14 protein-coding genes are annotated in these 17,944 nt (G+C 41.8%); 12 read left to right on the top strand and 2 right to left on the bottom strand.

Annotated elements, in window-relative coordinates; translation table 11 throughout:
- Nucleotides 1-46 precede the first annotated feature (46 nt).
- The gene (locus tag DBR40_RS22415) at nt 47-616 is read left to right on the top strand and encodes a Crp/Fnr family transcriptional regulator (protein ID WP_124561969.1); all 570 of its coding nucleotides are present in this window, start codon (nt 47-49) and stop codon (nt 614-616) included.
- A 189-nt stretch (nt 617-805) separates the two neighbouring features.
- Nucleotides 806-1,240, top strand: coding sequence for a carboxymuconolactone decarboxylase family protein (locus DBR40_RS22410; RefSeq protein WP_124561968.1), 435 nt, complete (start codon nt 806-808; stop codon nt 1,238-1,240).
- A gap of 40 nt (nt 1,241-1,280) precedes the next feature.
- Here the strand turns inward: DBR40_RS22410 and DBR40_RS22405 are convergent, their stop codons facing one another.
- A complete protein-coding gene (locus tag DBR40_RS22405; protein WP_124561967.1) occupies nt 1,281-2,060 on the bottom strand; it encodes a rhamnogalacturonan acetylesterase in 780 nt (259 codons plus the stop codon).
- Between the two features lie 12 nt (nt 2,061-2,072).
- A complete protein-coding gene (locus DBR40_RS22400; protein WP_124561966.1) occupies nt 2,073-3,728 on the bottom strand; it encodes a glycoside hydrolase 43 family protein in 1,656 nt (551 codons plus the stop codon).
- Nucleotides 3,729-3,979: 251 nt separating this feature from the next.
- On the opposite strand from DBR40_RS22400, the gene DBR40_RS22395 reads away from it, so the two are divergent.
- The 10 genes from DBR40_RS22395 (at nt 3,980) to DBR40_RS22350 (ending at nt 17,926) form a co-directional block, all read left to right on the top strand.
- Entirely contained in the window at nt 3,980-4,936 is a 957-nt protein-coding gene (locus DBR40_RS22395; RefSeq protein ID WP_124561965.1) for a pectinesterase family protein, read from the top strand.
- A 159-nt stretch (nt 4,937-5,095) separates the two neighbouring features.
- The gene (locus tag DBR40_RS22390; RefSeq protein WP_124561964.1) at nt 5,096-6,769 is read left to right on the top strand and encodes a glycoside hydrolase family 28 protein; all 1,674 of its coding nucleotides are present in this window, start codon (nt 5,096-5,098) and stop codon (nt 6,767-6,769) included.
- A 5-nt stretch (nt 6,770-6,774) separates the two neighbouring features.
- Nucleotides 6,775-8,706, top strand: a complete 1,932-nt coding sequence (locus DBR40_RS22385) for a glycoside hydrolase family 88 protein (RefSeq protein WP_124561963.1) — start codon at nt 6,775-6,777, stop codon at nt 8,704-8,706.
- Between the two features lie 129 nt (nt 8,707-8,835).
- Complete coding sequence (pelA, locus tag DBR40_RS22380; protein WP_124561962.1) at nt 8,836-9,864, top strand: pectate lyase; 1,029 nt, start codon at nt 8,836-8,838, stop codon at nt 9,862-9,864.
- 58 nt (nt 9,865-9,922) lie between these two features.
- Nucleotides 9,923-11,434, top strand: a complete 1,512-nt coding sequence (locus tag DBR40_RS22375; RefSeq protein ID WP_124561961.1) for a tagaturonate reductase — start codon at nt 9,923-9,925, stop codon at nt 11,432-11,434.
- A 1-nt stretch (nt 11,435) separates the two neighbouring features.
- Nucleotides 11,436-13,082 (top strand): UxaA family hydrolase, encoded by a 1,647-nt coding sequence (locus tag DBR40_RS22370; RefSeq protein ID WP_124561960.1) that lies wholly within the window; start codon nt 11,436-11,438, stop codon nt 13,080-13,082.
- Nucleotides 13,083-13,225: 143 nt separating this feature from the next.
- The gene (gene uxaC / locus DBR40_RS22365; protein WP_124561959.1) at nt 13,226-14,626 is read left to right on the top strand and encodes a glucuronate isomerase; all 1,401 of its coding nucleotides are present in this window, start codon (nt 13,226-13,228) and stop codon (nt 14,624-14,626) included.
- A 114-nt stretch (nt 14,627-14,740) separates the two neighbouring features.
- Nucleotides 14,741-15,787, top strand: coding sequence for a sugar kinase (locus tag DBR40_RS22360; RefSeq protein WP_124561958.1), 1,047 nt, complete (start codon nt 14,741-14,743; stop codon nt 15,785-15,787).
- Nucleotides 15,788-15,789: 2 nt separating this feature from the next.
- Nucleotides 15,790-16,452 (top strand): bifunctional 4-hydroxy-2-oxoglutarate aldolase/2-dehydro-3-deoxy-phosphogluconate aldolase, encoded by a 663-nt coding sequence (locus tag DBR40_RS22355; RefSeq protein WP_199748414.1) that lies wholly within the window; start codon nt 15,790-15,792, stop codon nt 16,450-16,452.
- A 28-nt stretch (nt 16,453-16,480) separates the two neighbouring features.
- On the top strand, nt 16,481-17,926 hold the full coding sequence (locus DBR40_RS22350) for an MFS transporter (protein WP_124561957.1): 1,446 nt from the start codon (nt 16,481-16,483) through the stop codon (nt 17,924-17,926).
- Nucleotides 17,927-17,944: the final 18 nt, after the last annotated feature.

The raw sequence follows: 17,944 nt of genomic DNA, 5'->3' as shown, positions 1-17,944 counted from the left end.
TTCATTCTTATAATTATGCCTATTTTAGCATAATCAAAGGAAAATAATGTACAGCGCGCTTTATAACCATATTAATAAATTTATAGATTTGAGTAACGATGAGCAGGAACTTCTTGCCTCATTACTCAAATCTTTTTCGGTTAAAAAGAAAACTTTTTTATTGGAAGAAGGGCAAACCTGCAGGGCCAATTACTTTGTGGTAAAGGGTTGCCTCAGGCTCTATTTCATCGACATTAAAGGTGCCGAGCAAACCACTCAATTTGCTATCGAAAACTGGTGGATTACGGACTTAACCAGCTTCCTCTTCCAAAAAACTTCAGAATTTTATATCCAGGCAGCAGAAAATACCGAAGTGATTGCCATTGAACATCATCATTACGACGAAATGTTCCATAAACTGCCCAAACTGGAAAGGTATTTCAGGCTAATTTTACAGAAAAACCACCAGGCTTCGCAAATGCGGATTAGATACCTCTACAGCCAAACTGCCGAAGAAAGATACCGCCACTTTAACCAACTCTTCCCCGAATTTGTACAACGGGTACCACAATACATGCTGGCCTCTTACCTGGGCTTTACGCCTGAGTTTTTGAGTAAGATCAGGGCGAAGAGATAATCTAAGCTATTTTTAACCGCAGAGCGCGCAGAGCAAGGAGCAAAATACGCAGAGTTGGGCGCATATCTCTTTGCGCAGCTTAGCGTAAAACTTAGCGGCCTTTGCGGTTAAATCCATTTCTTAAACTACATTAAGTTTTTTTAGGGCCAGGATGCGGAACTTTACATCGTAATCAAAAACAATAAAAAAATGGAAAGCAGAATTGATATCCCAAAAGTAGATCCGGCAGCATACCAGGCCATGTACGCTTTAGAAAAATATTTATCAGCCAGTAAAATCGATCCGATTCTTTCAGAGCTGATTAAAATGAGGGCATCGCAAATTAACGGTTGTGCATTTTGTTTAAACATGCACTCTGCCGATGCACGCAAAATTGGTGAAACCGAACAAAGGTTGTATTTGCTAAGCGCATGGAAAGAAACCACCCTGTTTACCGAAAAAGAAAAAGCGGTTATTGCTTTAACTGAAGAGGTAACCTTAATTAGCAACCATGTATCCGATGCTACTTATAACAAAGTGGCCAGTTTCTTTAACGAAACCGAAATCACCAATATCATTATGGCTATTGTTACCATTAATGCCTGGAACAGACTTGCTATCACCGCCAAAGTAATTGTTGGATAAAATTTCCAAACCTATCAGGTTTTTAAAAATCTGATAGGTTTTAAATCTTTTTTAGCTCCCCAAAAACTAACCTTGCTACTTCCTTAGCACCTTCCGGCTGGAAATGGGTATTGTCTTTTTGCCCTTTAGGGTAAGCCTCATACCTGGCCGAATCTAAATTCATAAAATAGTTTTTGCTCACATACTCCTGGCCTTTGGTAGTAAAAAAATCAGCAGAAAGACTGGTTAAATCAATAATCGGCACATGTAATGCTTTGGCCACCTCTTTTACGGCCTGTGGATATTCGCCATGTGCACTGCCCAACTTACCATCCTTCCAGGGATAATTACGTGTAACTGGTGTAATGAGTATAGGTAAAGCACCTTTTGCCCGGGTTTCATTTACATATAGCTTTAAAAAATCTTTATAACCCGGTATATCTACATAACGTTCGGGTTTATCTTTTGCGGCATCATTATGACCGAACTGAATCAATACGAGATCGTTTTTCTGTAAACTGCCTAAAACTTCTTTCCATCTGCCTTCTTCAAAAAAACTGCGCGTGCTCCTGCCTCCTTTTGCCTTATCAACCACCAAAGCGCTATCACTCTTTATCAGTCGGCTTATTTTTTTTAGGCTATCTTTTTGCAAAAAGGGTTGAAAAACCTGTCCCCAGCCTGTAAGTGGATATTTCTTTTGTAAGTATCCATCATCTAAAGTATAATCTGCAACAGTCGAATCGCCGATTAAATAAACCTTAACCGGCCTGGGTTTGGTGATGAAAGACATCAGCAAAAAACCAGTAGCTACAACTGCGATAATAATTTTATGGTGTTTCATTTTTCTGATCGATTATTTAATTGGCTCCACCCTAAACCAATCGTATTCGGCGATTCCCGAATCGTTTGTCTGTGTATCGCGTACAGCAAACAAGCCTAATTTTGCCCCAATCCATTGCCCGGCTGTAGCCTGAAACTCGTCGCCAATTGGATGAAAGCTAATGCCATCTTCGCTGTAGCTAAACCGGCATTTGGCTCCGTTAACAACCTGTACCCTTAACTGCACTGATGCTGATCCGACAGTTGTCGGATTGAGTTTGGCAATTTCCTTTTCATTTTCGGGCTTGCCTTTATCTGCACTCGGGCAAACACCATACATCAGGTACAAGCCATCCTTTTTACGCTTAACGCTAATCTGGGCATAACTTCTCCCCATAATTACCAGGCCGGTGCTTTCATTTTCCAGCTTAGGGTTGGGCTTAAAATTAAGTTTCGTGGTTACCCTAAACTCATCGGCAGGAAACTTCTGCATCAATAAATTGGGTACATCCCAAAGATTTTTAGCCTCATCAGGTATTTTAGATGTATATAATTTTAAAACTCCTTTGCCGGCATCGGTAAACCACCAGGTGGGTTGCGGGTTTGCCTGCCACTGCCATTGTAAGCCTAAATCAACTGTTCCAAATTCATCACTTTCAGCCGGATTTTCGATCGGATATACTTTACCCACATTCGGTTTTTTATAAACTGAAACCGGCTCGCCAATACCATCACCACCTTTATCCACACCAATTACCGGCCAGTTATTAATCCATTTCATGGGTTGTAAGTGCACCACACGGCCATAGGCATCCTTATCCTGAAAGTGTAAAAACCAATCTTCACCGCTTTGTGTATTTACCCATGCACCCTGGTGCGGACCATTAACGGTCGATTTACCCTGATCCATGGCTACTTTTCTTTCGTAAGGTCCGTAAATATTTTTACTCCGCAAGATCAACTGCCAGCCTGTAGAAACACCCCCGGCAGGTGCGAAAAGATAGTAATAACCATTACGTTTATAAAATTTTGGGCCTTCAATAGTCGGATCGAGTTCATGTCCGTCGTAAACAATACGGCCTTTGGCCACTACTTTCAGCCCATCACTGCTTAACGGCATAATGGCCAAAACGCTTTTAATTCCAGACCGGCTGCCTGCATAAGCATAAGCGAGATAAGTTTTTCCGTCTTCATCCCAAAAAGGGCAGGGATCTATTAAACCCTTGCCAGCAGCAACCAATTGTGGTGCAGACCAATCGCCCGTAATCATTTTGGCTTTGGTTACATAAATCCCGAAATCAGGATCGGGGTAATAAATGTAAAATTCGTCATTGTGGTAACGGATAGCGGGTGCCCAAACGCCATTGCCGTGCTGTGTTTTTTCAAAATGATCAAAAGGAAGCTGGCGCTTTAAGGCATGGCCAATAATTTTCCAGTTCACCAGATCTTTAGAATGCAAAATCGGTAAGCCCGGAACAGCATCAAAGCTGGAGGCAATCATATAAAAATCGTCGCCTACGCGAATAGCATCCGGATCGGAATAATCGGCATTCACAACCGGATTTTTATAAGTTCCGTTGCCCTGATCCGACACCCAAACTTTAGAAACATATTTATTCGACGGATTTTGTTGCGCAAATGTGCCAGCAACAAAACCTATAATAAGGATCGAACTAAGGAGGTATTTCATTTTACAACGCTGTTTTTCGTAATATTTGGCTAACAATGGCTTACTAACAAGATTAAGCCTTTTTTTATTCCAAGGCAAACAGATATTGTGCAATCGTTCCCGACATCGTTTGCATCTTTTAATTTCGCTAAAACTTCTTTCTGATGGATATTAATGTTTAAAATTGTTCATCATATATTTTAAAACACGGCTGCGTGATGAAGTTCATACTTTTGCGTGGCCGATTTTATTTTATTCCTAACCAAATCGATATGAAAACAATTGCCTTATTCTTTTTAATGGTTATTGCCCTGAAGGCGCACGCGGCAGAGATTAAACCCGATTTTATTGTTGCGGCCGATGGAAGCGGGAATTTTAAAACGGTACAGGAAGCCATCCATGCAGTACCCGATTTCAGAAATAAAACCACTGTAATTTTCATTAAAAAAGGTACTTACAAAGAAAAGCTGATTTTAGCTGCATCAAAGAAAAATGTAAAACTGATTGGTGAAAGCCTTAACGAAACCATTTTAACTTACGATGACTATGCGCAAAAGAAAAATACCTTTGGCGAAGAAAAGGGTACTTCAGGTTCATCCAGCTTTTACATTTACGGCGAAAGCTTTTCGGCAGAAAACATCACTTTCGAAAATTCATCGGGTCCGGTTGGACAGGCCGTAGCGGTTTGGGCAGGTGGCGATAAATCGGTTTTCACGAACTGCAGGCTTTTGGGCTTTCAGGATACACTTTATACCTATGGCGGCAATAACCGCCAGTATTATAAAAACTGCTACATTGAAGGTACTGTCGATTTCATTTTTGGTGCAGCAACCGCCTGGTTCGAAAACTGTACGCTTTATTGCAAAAAGGCAGGTTACATTACAGCAGCATCAACCGCCGATACGACCAAATTTGGTTATGTTTTTAACAAGTGTACTGTTAAAGGCGATGCCCAGGTAAATAGCTTCTATTTGGGCAGACCCTGGCGACCTTATGCAAAAGTGGCTTATTTAAACTGCACACTGCCCGATTTGATCCGCCCCGAAGGCTGGAACAATTGGGGCAAAACAAGTAACGAACAAACTGCCTACTATGCTGAATACAAAAGTGTTGGAAAGGGCGCAAATCCAAATGGGAGAGCCAAATGGTCGCACCAATTAACGGATATTGAGTATAGTGTCTATATTTTGGAAAACGTTTTCCGAGGCTGGCTTCCCGAGGGCAAATAAATCAACTAAACAACTGATAATCAAAATACAAGCGCCTTAAACAAGGTGCTTTTTGCGTTTGTTTTCCGGCAACGTTTGCATAGATTTCTCTTCTGTTTTAGGCGCAAACAACGTACACTTGTTATACGATTAACCAAATATAATTTAACAGCATCAACAATGAAACATATAGCAGGTAGTTTCTATCGGACAAAAATAGCGCTCACATGTATTTTAATATCGGCTGCATGTTCGGCTATTGCTCAACAAAATCAAGCATTGCCCGTTATTCAGCAGGTTAAATTTAAAAACGATACCACCAGCATTACCAGCTTTGGGGCTAAAGGCGACGGACTTTTTTTAAATACCCAGAGCATTAACAAAACCATTGAGGCTGTAAGTCAAAAAGGTGGTGGTGTAGTGCTCATCCCATCTGGCCTATGGTTAACCGGACCAATTGAATTAAAAAGCAATGTAAACCTACACTTAAAACGCGATGCCATTCTGCAGTTTACTGCCGATTTTAACCAATATAAACTGGTTAAGGGAAACTGGGAAGGACAACCAGCCTGGCGTAACCAAAGCCCTATTTCTGGTGTTAATTTACAAAATATAGCCATTACTGGCGCAGGTATTATTGATGGAAACGGTGGCGCATGGCGCATGGTAAAAAAAGATAAACTCACCGAAACCCAGTGGAAAACGTTAGTAGCGTCTGGCGGTGTGGTAAGGTCCGATGGCAAAATGTGGTACCCATCAGAAAAAACGGTTAAAGGCTCGAACACCAAAAATACCGGCGTAATTGAAGCGGGTAAAACTGCTGCCGATTACGAAGATATTAAAGATTTTCTTCGACCTAACCTGGTGGTATTAACCGGTTGCAAAAAAGTGCTTTTAGAAGGCGTGACCTTTCAAAACTCACCAGCCTGGAACCTGCACCCCTTGCTTTGCGAAGACCTGACTTTGAGAAACCTACAGGTTAAAAACCCATGGTTTGCACAAAACGGCGATGGTGTTGATGTAGAGTCGTGCAAAAATGTATTGATTGAGGGCAGCACTTTTGATGTAGGCGATGATGGTATCTGCATTAAATCTGGCAGGGACGAAGCTGGCCGCAAACGTGGCGTACCTACAGAAAATGTAATTATCAGAAACAATGTGGTTTACCACGCGCATGGTGGTTTCGTTATCGGAAGCGAAATGAGCGGCGGGACCAAAAATATTTGGGTGTACAATTGTTCTTTCATTGGCACCGATATTGGTCTGCGTTTTAAAACCACACGTGGCCGCGGTGGTGTGGTCGAAAATATTTATGTGAACAACATTAACATGATTGATATCCCCGGTGAAGCCATTTTATTCGACATGTATTATGCAGCTGTTGATCCGGTTCCTTTGGCAGGCGAAAAACGCGAAGCCATTAAAACCGTTACGGTTCCGGTTACCGAAGCAACTCCTCAATTTAAAAATTTCTACATTAAAGATGTAGTAGCCAATGGTGCCGAAAAAGCAATCTTTTTCAGGGGTTTACCCGAAATGAACATCAAGGATATTCACCTCGAAAATGTAACCATTCAATCTAAAAAAGGCATCGAAATTATTGAAGCATCGAATATTTTCCTTAAAAATGTTAAGGTCATTACCAACGATACCAATCCGGTAGTGCACGTACAAAACGGTAGCAACATCAATATCAACGGGCTTCAGTATAAAAATGGTGCTGAACTTCTTTTCGACATTAGCGGCGAAAAAACAAAAGCCCTGAAAATAACAGGAACCGATGTTTCAAAAGCAAAAAAAACATCAGCTTTTGGCACCGAAGTAAATCAATCTGTATTGGAGATTTCAAAATAATTAAGATGAAGCAATCAATCATATACCTTACAGCAACCTTAGCGTTCCTCATTGTTTTCGTACAAAATGGGTTAGCACAAAAGAAATTATCTGAACAGCTAACCTTAACTGCAATGGAAAAACTGTTTCAGGATACCACCTTGCTTAAAGGCGCAAAAGGCCCAAAATGGACCTACGATATGGGTGTAGTTTTAGAAGGTGCAGCAGCAGTTTGGCGCAATACCGGTGATGGAAAATATTTTAAATATGTGCAAAGCTCGATGGATGCCTATCTCGATAAAGAAGGCAACATTAGCACCTATAAAGCTGAAGATTTTAATATCGACAACGTTAAAAACGGTCGGTCGCTGTTGTTACTATACAAAGTTACCGGACAACAGAAATATCTGTTAGCAGCAACCAAACTTTATGATCAGTTGCAGAAACAACCACGCACCAAAGCAGGTGGTTTCTGGCACAAGAAAATTTATCCGAACCAAATGTGGCTCGATGGATTGTACATGGGCGAGCCATTTTATGCAGAGTACGCCAAACTGATGAAAAAAGATGCTGCGTTTGACGATATCGCGACGCAATTTATTCTAATGGAAAAAAACTCGCGCGACAATAAAACAGGTTTATTGTATCATGGCTACGACGAAAGCAGGGCTGAGCAATGGGCCGATAAAACAACTGGTCGTTCACCCAATTTTTGGGCCAGGGCTATGGGCTGGTACATTATGGCATTGGTTGATGTTTTGGATAATTTCCCTGCTAATCACCCTAAAAGAGCTGAGCTGTTAGCAATTTTAAACCGTACAGCGACAGCGGCTGTAAAATACCAGGATCCTAAATCGGGGGTTTGGTTTGATATTTTGGATATGCCCACCAGAAAAGGAAATTACCTGGAAAGCTCGGCCTCAAGCATGTTTGTGTATGGCCTGGCCAAAGGCGTGCGTAAAGGTTGGTTAGCCCCATCTTTTATGGCAGCCGCCAATAAAGGCTATACTGGGTTAAAGAAAGAATTTGTTGAACCTGCAGGCAACGAAAGGATCAATCTAACCAAAACCGTTTCAGTTTCGGGTCTGGGTGGCAAACCCAAATACCGTGATGGCAGTTTTGAATATTACATTAGCGAAAAAGTAATCACCAACGATCCGAAAGGAGTTGGCGCTTTCATCTGCGCCTCGACTGAAATGGAAATTGCAGCGTTGCCTAAAACCGGCAAGGGCTTAACCGTAACTGTCGATAATTTCTTCAACAACGAATACACGACCGGGCCGACGGGCGACAAAATTCCTTTCCATTATGTTTGGGAAGAAGACGAAAACAACGGATTCTCGCTATTCGGTAAAATATTTAACGATGCAGGTGCTAAAACTACTACGCTTAAAGCTGCACCAACAACTGCAAATTTAAAGGGAAGCAACATTTATATTATTGTAGATCCGGATACCGAAAAAGAAACGGCCAATCCGAATTACATGAATGCCGATCATGCTAAACAAATAGCGGACTGGGTTAAAGCAGGAGGAGTGTTAGTATTGTTATTAAATGATGTGGGTAATTGCGAAATCAGCAAGTTCAATGTACTGCCAGAAACTTTCGGGCTTAAATTCAATGAAGATAGCCGCAATAAAGTGCAAGGTGCAAACTTTGAACAGGGGGCGGTAAAAATCCCTTCAGGAAATGCAATTTTTAAAACCGCTAAAAAAGTTTACATCAAAGAAATTTCGACCATTGTGGCCAAAGCACCTGCCGTTTCAGCTTTAACCGATAATGGCGATGTACTGATTGCAACGGCTAAATATGGCAAAGGAACCGTTTTTGCAGTCGGCGACCCCTGGTTTTACAACGAATACATTGATGGCAGAAAGTTACCTGCAGATTTTGAAAACTTTAAAGCAACAAACGATCTGGTAAACTGGCTGACTAAGCAGGTTCTAGGCAAGAAATAAATGATGGTTGGTGAGGATACCAACCTATAGGTTAAATGGTTCGTGCGGACACGAACCATGGCGCATGGAAAAGAAAAATAATCTGTGTTAATACGTGCCTCTGCGGCAATAAAAACTAACAAGCAAACAATGAAAATAAAAATAGTATTAACCCTGATTTGTAGCACACTGATGCTATCGTGTTTTGCACAGCAGCCTACAGATTCGACCGCTGAAAAAATGCTGGTTTATCAGCTAGGTAATGGTGGCTGGCCAAAGCAACTGGAAGATAAAAGTGTGGTTAACTATGGTGCAACTTTAACACCTGAGCTTTTGGCCAGGATAAAAGCCACTAAAGATTTACACGCCACATTCGATAACAAAGCCACCAGCAGGGAGGTAGTTTATTTAGTTAAAGCTTATAAAAAAACACAGAACGCAAGCTATTTAAAAGCGGCTGAAAAAGGAATTGATTATATCCTGGAAGCACAGTATGCCAATGGCGGCTGGCCGCAATACTATCCAGATAAAGCGCTTTACCGCTCAGAGATCACCTATAACGATGATGCCATGATTAATGTACTCGATATCCTCGAAGACATTGTAACTAAAAAGAATGATTTTGAAGTCGTGAATACCGCGTATATTCCAAAAGCGGAAAAAGCGGTTTCAAAAGGTATAACCTGCATTTTAAAAACACAGGCAAAACAGAATGGCGTTTTAACCATTTGGGCTGCACAATACGATAAAGACAGCCTGTTGCCAGCAAAAGCACGGAATTTTGAGCCTGCATCTTTAAGCACAAGCGAATCGATGGGCATCACCCGTTTTTTAATGCGTTTTAAAAATCCTTCGCCCGAAATTAAAGCAGCCATAACCGCAGCCTACAATTGGTTTAATACCTACAAAATTACAGGGTTTCGCTTTGAGAGGGGCACAGACCCAAAAACCAAAGAAAAAAGTGCAGCGCTGGTTGCCGATCAGTCATCAGTGGTTTGGGCGCGTTTTTACGACCTCGATAAAAACATCCCGATTTTCGGCGACAGGGACAACAGCATTAAGTTAAAACTGGAAGAACTGATTCCGGAACGTAGAAATGGTTATGCCTGGTACGGTAGCTGGGCCCAAAAATTTATAGAAAAAGATTACTCGAAGTGGCTAGCCACAAACGGTAAATAAAATAATGGTTTAACACGTCATTGCGGCGAACAAAGCAAATGACAGAAAAGACACAGCAATGGTTTTAAACAAAGAAAATTTAAACAGCATCAGCAGCGAAAAGGTTACCAAACCAAACGCTGAAATTTTGGCATTACCAGAAAAAGTAATCCAGTTTGGAACAGGCGTTTTACTGCGTGGTTTACCCGATTATTTCATCGATAAGGCCAATCATCAGGGCATTTTTAATGGTCGCGTGCTGGTCGTTAAATCAACCTCAAAAGGTGGCGCAGATGCTTTCTCGCAACAGGATAACCTGTATACCCTGTGTGTTAAAGGTATTGAAGATGGTGATAACGTTGAAGAAAATACCATCAATTCATCCATCAGTCGTGTACTATCGGCTGCACAGGATTGGGCTGAAATTTTAAAAGCGGCACACCAGCCCGAAATGCAAGTGGTAATTTCGAATACCACCGAAGTAGGTATTGTAAAAAGCGAAGATAAAATTACCGATAACCCACCACAATCTTACCCCGGCAAACTGCTTGCCTTTTTGCACGAACGTTACAACGCCTTTAACGGTTCGGCAGAAAGCGGAATGGTGATTGTACCAACTGAACTCATTAGCGATAATGCTGATAAACTAAAAGAGATTGTACTGAACCTGGCCATCCAGAATAAACTGGGCTGGGATTTCGAAAACTGGTTAAAAACCGCCAATCATTTCTGCAAAACTCTGGTCGATCGTATTGTACCCGGAAAACTACCGGCAGCCGAGCAAAAAGCCATTGAAAACGAATTAGGCTACGAAGATGAATTGATGATCATGGCAGAGCCTTTCAGACTTTGGGCCATCGAATCATCGAGCGAAAAGGTTAAAGAAATCCTATCGTTTGCCAAAGCCGATAAAGGCATTTTCATTGTTCCATCAATCGATAAATTTAAAGAATTAAAACTCCGATTATTGAACGGCACCCACACCATTAGCTGTGGACTAGCCATTTTAGCCGGCTTTAATACGGTAAAAGAGGCCATGGCCAACGAAGAGTTTTCGGCCCACGTACTAAAACTGATGCAGGATGAAATTGCCCCGGTTGTGGTAAACGAAGACATTACTTACGAAGAAGCCCTTGCTTTTGCAAAAAGTGTAATCGACCGTTTCAGTAACCCGGCATTAGAGCACAAGTGGCAGGCCATTACCTTAAACTACACTTCAAAATTGCAGATGCGTAACATGCCTTTAATCAGAAGGTACTACGCTTTAAAAAACGAGGTGCCTCAGCTTACCGCGCTGGGTGTGGCGGCCTATATCCTTTTCATGAATGTAGCTAAAGATGGCGATGCTTTCGTTGCAAAATTAAATGGAAAAACTTACCCTATTGATGATGAATTTGCCGGAATTTTATACGAATACTGGAAAAATCCTGAAACTGTGGTAGACAATACCCTTGGCGACAGACGCCTTTGGGATAAAAACTTAAACAATTACCCCGGCTTTAACGCGGCCGTAAAATCGTACGTTGATTTATTACAAAATAAAGGTGCAAAAGAAACTTTAGGTAACTTGCATTCAGAAAGAACAATATAAAATGGTTACGAGAATTTTAAAAATCCATCCTAACGATAATGTATTGGTTGCGCTTCAAAACCTGGCAAAAGGCGAAACCGTTATCCACGATGGGCAGGACTATATTTTACAGGATGACATTCCGGCCAAGCATAAATTTTTTATGCAGGATATGAACCAGGGCGACCACATTATTATGTACGGTGTATTGGTTGGAAAGGCACAGCATTTCATCCTAAAAGGTGGCTTAATGGATACCGAAAATACCAAACATGCGTCTGATCCTTTCGAATTCCGTCCATACCATTACGAATGGCAGGCACCTGATGTTTCTAAATTTGAAGGCCGTACATTTAATGGTTATATCCGCAGCGATGGCCGTGTGGGAACAGCCAATTACTGGTTGTTCATCCCGACTGTTTTTTGCGAAAACCGTAACCTCGATGTAATTCGCGAAGCCTTACATAACGAACTGGGTTATGCTGTAACCGACAAATACAAATCGTACGCACACCAGCTGGTAGAAGCTTATAAAAACGGCGAGATTTTAGCAGAGGCTGATCCGGCATCCATCGGGCAGGCCAATCCATCAGCCAACCGTGTTTTTAAAAATGTTGATGGTATAAAGTTCTTAAATCACCAGGGCGGTTGTGGCGGTACCCGTCAGGATGCTGCTGTTTTGAGCAAGTTATTGGCGGCCTATGCTGATCACCCTAATGTGGCCGGTGTTACCGTTTTGAGCCTGGGCTGCCAGAATCTGCAGGTGCACGATTTTATGGAAGACCTGAAACACCGCAGCCCTAATTTCGATAAACCCTTGTTTGTTTTCGAACAGCAACAATCACAAAGTGAAGAACAACTGGTTAAAGAAGCCATTAGAAAAACTTTTATCGGTTTAACCGAAATCAATAAAATAGAACGCCAGCCAGCGCCATTAAACAAATTGGTATTAGGCGTTAAATGTGGCGGTAGCGATGGTTTTAGTGGAATCAGCGCCAATCCTGCGGTGGGTTATACTTCCGATTTATTAGTGGCCTTAGGCGGAACAGTTCTGCTCGCCGAGTTCCCTGAACTATGCGGCGCAGAACAACAACTAATTGACCGTACTAAAGACGAAACTGCTGCACGCAAGTTTATCCAGTTAATGACGGCTTACAACCAATCGGCTGAAAACGTTGGTTCTGGCTTTTTCATGAACCCCTCACCAGGCAACATTAAAGATGGTTTAATTACCGATGCGATAAAAAGCACTGGCGCAGCAAAAAAAGGCGGTACATCGCCGGTTGAAGATGTTTTGGATTATACCGAACCTGCAACCAAACCAGGCCTCAATTTAGTTTGTACACCTGGTAACGATGTTGAAGCCACTACCGGTAAAGCGGCATCGGGCGCAACCCTTATTTTATTTACCACCGGCCTGGGTACGCCTACCGGAAATCCTGTTTGCCCAACCATTAAAGTATCGACCAACAATGCCCTAACCAAACGTATGGGCGATATTATCGATATCAATTGCGGTCCGGTTATCGAAGGCGAAAAAACCATCGAACAAATGGGCGAGGATATTTTGGAATACTGCATTAAAGCCGCAAGTGGCGAGGTTATTCCAAAGGCCGTCTTATTAAATCAAGACGATTTTATTCCTTGGAAACGCGGTGTGAGCCTTTAATTATCAGCCGTGATCAGTGTCCGCACTGACCAGAAGGATTAAACTTAATCCTAATTCCGGCTTGTGGAGACACAAGCCGGTAGAAACAGAATATTAACCAGATATGACCAGAACAACTTTCATATCGTACATCTAACCATAGCATGAAACCTTTTTTAGACGAAAATTTTCTTTTGGAAAGCAAAACTGCAGAGAAACTTTACCACAATTTTGCCAAACCATTACCCATTATAGATTACCACAATCACCTCATCCCGGAGCAAATTGCCAACAACACACAGTTTGCCAACATAAGCCAGGTTTGGCTGGCCGGCGACCATTACAAATGGCGGGCCATGCGTGCCAATGGCGTTGATGAAAAATACATCACCGGCGCAGCTTCTGATTTTGAGAAATTTGAGAAATGGGCAGAAACTGTTCCTTACACTTTGCGTAACCCTTTATACCACTGGACGCATTTAGAACTTCAGCGTTATTTCGGTATTACCGATTTACTTTCGGGCAAAACCGCACAGAAAATTTACGAGGAATGCTCGGCTAAGCTACAAACTCCCGAATATTCGGTACGTGGCTTATTGGCAAAAATGAATGTAGAATCGGTTTGTACCACCGACGATCCTTTAGATAGCCTGAACTTTCACCAGCAATTGACCAGAGAAGGTGCAAACTTAAAAATGTTACCCGCTTTCCGTCCTGATAAGGCCATGAACAGCGATGATATTGAAGGTTTAAACGAATACATTGATAAACTGGAAAGTGTAGTGGATAAAACCATTAGCAGTTTTCAGGATTATATCGATGCGTTGAAAAGCCGTCACGATTATTTTGCAGTTAATGGCTGTTCGGTATCTGATCATGGTTTAGAGCAAATTTATGCCGAAGATTATACCGAAGCCGAAATCAGCGCTATTTTTGATAAAATCCGTAGTAAAAAAGGAATTTCTTACGAAGAGAACCTGAAATTTAAATCAGCAATGCTGGTTTATTTTGCCGATTGGGACCACGAAAAAGGCTGGGTACAGCAATACCATTTGGGTGCACTACGCAACAACAATGCCCGCATGTTAAGACAATTAGGTCCTGATACCGGCTGGGATTCAATTGGCGATTTTAGCCAGGCACGTATGCTTTCTAAATTCTTAAACCGTTTAGACAATCAGGATAAACTGGCCAAAACTATCATCTATAATCTTAACCCTGCAGATAACGAATTAATCGCCACCATGATTGGCAATTTTAACGATGGCTCGGTAGCAGGTAAAGTACAGTTTGGATCGGCATGGTGGTTTTTAGATCAAAAAGACGGTATGATTAAACAATTAAATGCACTATCGAACATGGGACTTTTAAGCCGCCTGGTGGGTATGCTTACCGATTCGCGCAGTTTCCTTTCTTTCCCACGTCACGAATATTTCAGAAGGATTGTTTGTAACCTGTTTGGGACCGACATTGAAAATGGCGAATTGCCTAACGACCTGGAGTGGGTCGGTAAAATTGTGCAGGATATTTCGTACTTTAACGCAAAAAATTACTTTAAATTTTAACCAAAATCAGGCTTTAACGAAGAATTTCATTGGATTCAACGCATTTCAAACGTTTTACTTCTATTTTCATACCGTTGCAGAAAACAGCATGAAAAAAGCCGATTATCTACAAAAATGAGTACCCAAATATTCGATTCATCAAAAAAAGGAAAAAAAGTTTTAAGCTTTGGTGAAATACTTTTACGCATCTGTCCAGATATGGATGGCCAATGGTTAAAAGAAAACAAACTGCCGTTTTATGTTGGAGGCGCCGAACTAAATGTAGCTACCGCCTTAGCCTTATGGAATGTACCTTCGGCTTACTTGTCGGCTGTGCCCGATAATTCGGTAACCCGCGAAATTGTTGAATATCTTAATGTCCGCAATATCGATACTACGCCAATGGTTTACGATGGCGAGCGTTTGGGCCTCTACTATTTGCCAAAAGGAAAAGACCTTAAAAATGCTGGTGTAATTTACGATCGGGCCAATTCGGCCTATGCTGGTTTAAAAGTTGGACAGATTAATTGGGACGAAGTTTTTGAGGATGTAGCCTGGTTCCATTTCAGCGCCATCTGCCCTGCCATTAACCAAAATATTGCCGATGTATGCCTGGAAGCACTTAAAGCCGCCAGCGCAAAAAACATTACCATCTCTTTAGATTTAAATTATCGCGCCAAACTTTGGAAATACGGTAAGGAGCCGATCGATATTTTACCTGAGCTGGCTAAATATTGTACCCTAATTATGGGCAATGTTTGGGCTGCCAATAAGATGCTGGGCACGGCACTCCACCCCGATTTGCTGCCAACCGAAGGTTATGCAAAAGAAACGTTACTGCAACAAGCAACTGATACTTCTAAAGAAATATTAAGTTTGTTCCCTGCATGTAAAGCCGTAGCCAATACCTTCAGGTTCGATCATGGCAAAGGCATCCGCTATTATACCGCCATTTATACCAACAACGAACTCACCGTTTCAGAAGAATATGTTTCGGAAGAAATTTTAGACAAAGTGGGTAGCGGCGATTGCTTTATGGGCGGATTGATTTATGGTTTCTACAACGGTTTACCAGCTAAAGAAACCTTAAATTTTGCTACCGCAGCCGCATACGATAAATTATACATTGCAAGTGATGCCACAACCAGCACCGTGGCCGATATAGAACAAAGAATTATATAACCATGATCAGTAACAAGCACAAAATTTTAGATGCCATTTTAGAGCAGGGCATGCTACCCCTTTTTTATCAGGATAGCGAAGCAGGAAGTGTAGAAATATTGCGTACCCTGTATAAAGCAGGTGTTCGTGTTTTCGAATACACCAACCGTGGTAAATCAGCCTTGCCTAATTTTAAAAAGCTAAAAGAAATCCGCGATGCAGAAATGCCCGATCTTTATCTGGGTATTGGTACCATTAAAACCCCTGCTGATGCAAATGCTTTTATTGAGGCCGGAACCGATTTTATTGTTGCACCGATTATCAATCCGGCTGTTGCCGAAATTGCGAACAAAATAGGCATGCTGTGGATTCCGGGTTGTATGACCCCAACCGAAATTAGCGTGGCGCAAGAGCACAAAGCTATGCTCATTAAAATCTTCCCAGCTAATATTTTAGGCCCCGAATTTATTTCTTCAATTAAAGATTTATTTGCCGGCCAGCTATTTATGCCAACCGGAGGTGTAGAAATTGATGCCGATAACTTAAAAACCTGGTTTAAAGCTGGTGTTTGTGCCGTTGGTATGGGCAGTAAACTAATCAGTAAAGATGTGATGAGCAAGGGTCTTTACGATGAACTGTACGAAAATACCCAACTGGCACTCGACCTCATTAAACAAAGTAAATAACCCCAATCCCTAACCACACACAACCGAAATGAGCCAAACCAAAATGAGCAAATACAGATGGACAATATGTACACTGTTATTTGTTGCAACCACCATTAACTATTTAGATCGACAGGTACTCTCACTTACATGGAAAGATTATTTTGTTCCCGAATTTCATTGGACAGATAGCGACTATGGAACCATTACGGCGCTGTTCTCTCTTTTTTATGCTGGATCGATGTTGGTTGCAGGACGTTTTGTTGACTGGATGGATACCAAAAAAGGTTTCCTTTGGGCCATCGGAATCTGGTCGGTAGGTGCATGTATCCACGCCTTTTGTGGTATTGCTACTTCAGGGATTATTACCGGTACCTGGGCCATGAGTTTTGCAGGAGCAAAGCAGGCACTTTCTACCGTGGGTAATACGACCTTAATTCTATCAACCAGCCTTTCGTTATTTATTTTTGCCCGTTTTGTACTGGCCCTGGGTGAGGCAGGAAACTTTCCGGCAGCCATTAAAGCTACCGCCGAATATTTCCCTAAAAAAGACCGTGCCTTTGCCACCAGTATTTTCAATGCGGGTGCAACTGTTGGTGCTTTGGCAGCTCCTGTAACCATTCCTTACATTGCCGAGGCTTATGGCTGGGAGATGTCGTTCATTATCATTGGTGCCTTAGGTTTTATCTGGATGTTCTTCTGGATTTTACTTTATGGCAAACCAGAAAACCACCCACGTGTAAGCAAAACTGAGCTGGCTTATATCCAGCAGGATATTGTAGCGCATGAGCAAGTGAGCGAAACGGTTACTGCTGCATCGCCAACAAAAAGGCTATCGTTTACCGATTGCCTTAAGTTTAAACAAACCTGGGCCTTTGCCTTTGGTAAGTTTATGACTGATGGTGTTTGGTGGTTCTACCTATTCTGGTCGCCGGCTTACCTGAAAGATATTTACAAAATGAGCGGTACCGAAAGTGCTTTCCCACTGTTTATATTGTACGTAATTACGTTGCTATCGATTATTGGAGGCTGGTTACCATCTTATTTTATCGGCAAGAAAAACATGAACCCTTACGATGGAAGGATGAAATCGATGTTGATTTTTGCCTTCTTCCCGCTATTGGCCTTACTGGCTCAACCTTTAGGACATTACACCTACTGGTTACCGGTAATTATCATTGGTATTGCAGGTGCCGCACACCAGGCCTGGTCTGCAAATATATTTACTACCGTAAGTGATATGTTTCCTCGTCAGGCCATTGCTACGGTAACCGGAATTGGCGGTATGGCCGGAGGTTTAGGCTCATTTTTTATCAACAAGGGCTCAGGAGTACTGTTTACCTATGCTGGCGATACCCAAATGACTTTTATGGGTTTCCAGGGTAAAGAGGCCGGTTATTTTATCGTTTTCTCTTTCTGTGCTATAGCTTATTTAATTGGATGGACAGTGATGAAAGCACTTGTTCCAAAATATAAAGTGATAGAAGTTAAATAATTCAAACCAATAGATTTA

Source organism: Pedobacter sp. KBW01 (genome assembly GCF_003852395.1).
Taxonomy (GTDB): Bacteria; Bacteroidota; Bacteroidia; order Sphingobacteriales; family Sphingobacteriaceae; genus Pedobacter.
Note: the sequence above shows the minus strand (reverse complement) of the source record. Positions and strands in the feature narration are given on the sequence as shown.

Excerpts from the sequence above, each read along its gene's own strand:
- DBR40_RS22415 (WP_124561969.1), top strand. The coding sequence starts at position 47 with ATGTACAGCGCGCTTTATAACCATATTAATAAATTTATAGATTTGAGT.
- DBR40_RS22410 (WP_124561968.1), top strand. The coding sequence starts at position 806 with ATGGAAAGCAGAATTGATATCCCAAAAGTAGATCCGGCAGCATACCAG.
- DBR40_RS22405 (WP_124561967.1), bottom strand. The coding sequence starts at position 2,060 with ATGAAACACCATAAAATTATTATCGCAGTTGTAGCTACTGGTTTTTTG.
- DBR40_RS22400 (WP_124561966.1), bottom strand. The coding sequence starts at position 3,728 with ATGAAATACCTCCTTAGTTCGATCCTTATTATAGGTTTTGTTGCTGGC.
- DBR40_RS22395 (WP_124561965.1), top strand. The coding sequence starts at position 3,980 with ATGAAAACAATTGCCTTATTCTTTTTAATGGTTATTGCCCTGAAGGCG.
- DBR40_RS22390 (WP_124561964.1), top strand. The coding sequence starts at position 5,096 with ATGAAACATATAGCAGGTAGTTTCTATCGGACAAAAATAGCGCTCACA.
- DBR40_RS22385 (WP_124561963.1), top strand. The coding sequence starts at position 6,775 with ATGAAGCAATCAATCATATACCTTACAGCAACCTTAGCGTTCCTCATT.
- pelA (WP_124561962.1), top strand. The coding sequence starts at position 8,836 with ATGAAAATAAAAATAGTATTAACCCTGATTTGTAGCACACTGATGCTA.
- DBR40_RS22375 (WP_124561961.1), top strand. The coding sequence starts at position 9,923 with ATGGTTTTAAACAAAGAAAATTTAAACAGCATCAGCAGCGAAAAGGTT.
- DBR40_RS22370 (WP_124561960.1), top strand. The coding sequence starts at position 11,436 with ATGGTTACGAGAATTTTAAAAATCCATCCTAACGATAATGTATTGGTT.
- uxaC (WP_124561959.1), top strand. The coding sequence starts at position 13,226 with ATGAAACCTTTTTTAGACGAAAATTTTCTTTTGGAAAGCAAAACTGCA.
- DBR40_RS22360 (WP_124561958.1), top strand. The coding sequence starts at position 14,741 with ATGAGTACCCAAATATTCGATTCATCAAAAAAAGGAAAAAAAGTTTTA.
- DBR40_RS22355 (WP_199748414.1), top strand. The coding sequence starts at position 15,790 with ATGATCAGTAACAAGCACAAAATTTTAGATGCCATTTTAGAGCAGGGC.
- DBR40_RS22350 (WP_124561957.1), top strand. The coding sequence starts at position 16,481 with ATGAGCCAAACCAAAATGAGCAAATACAGATGGACAATATGTACACTG.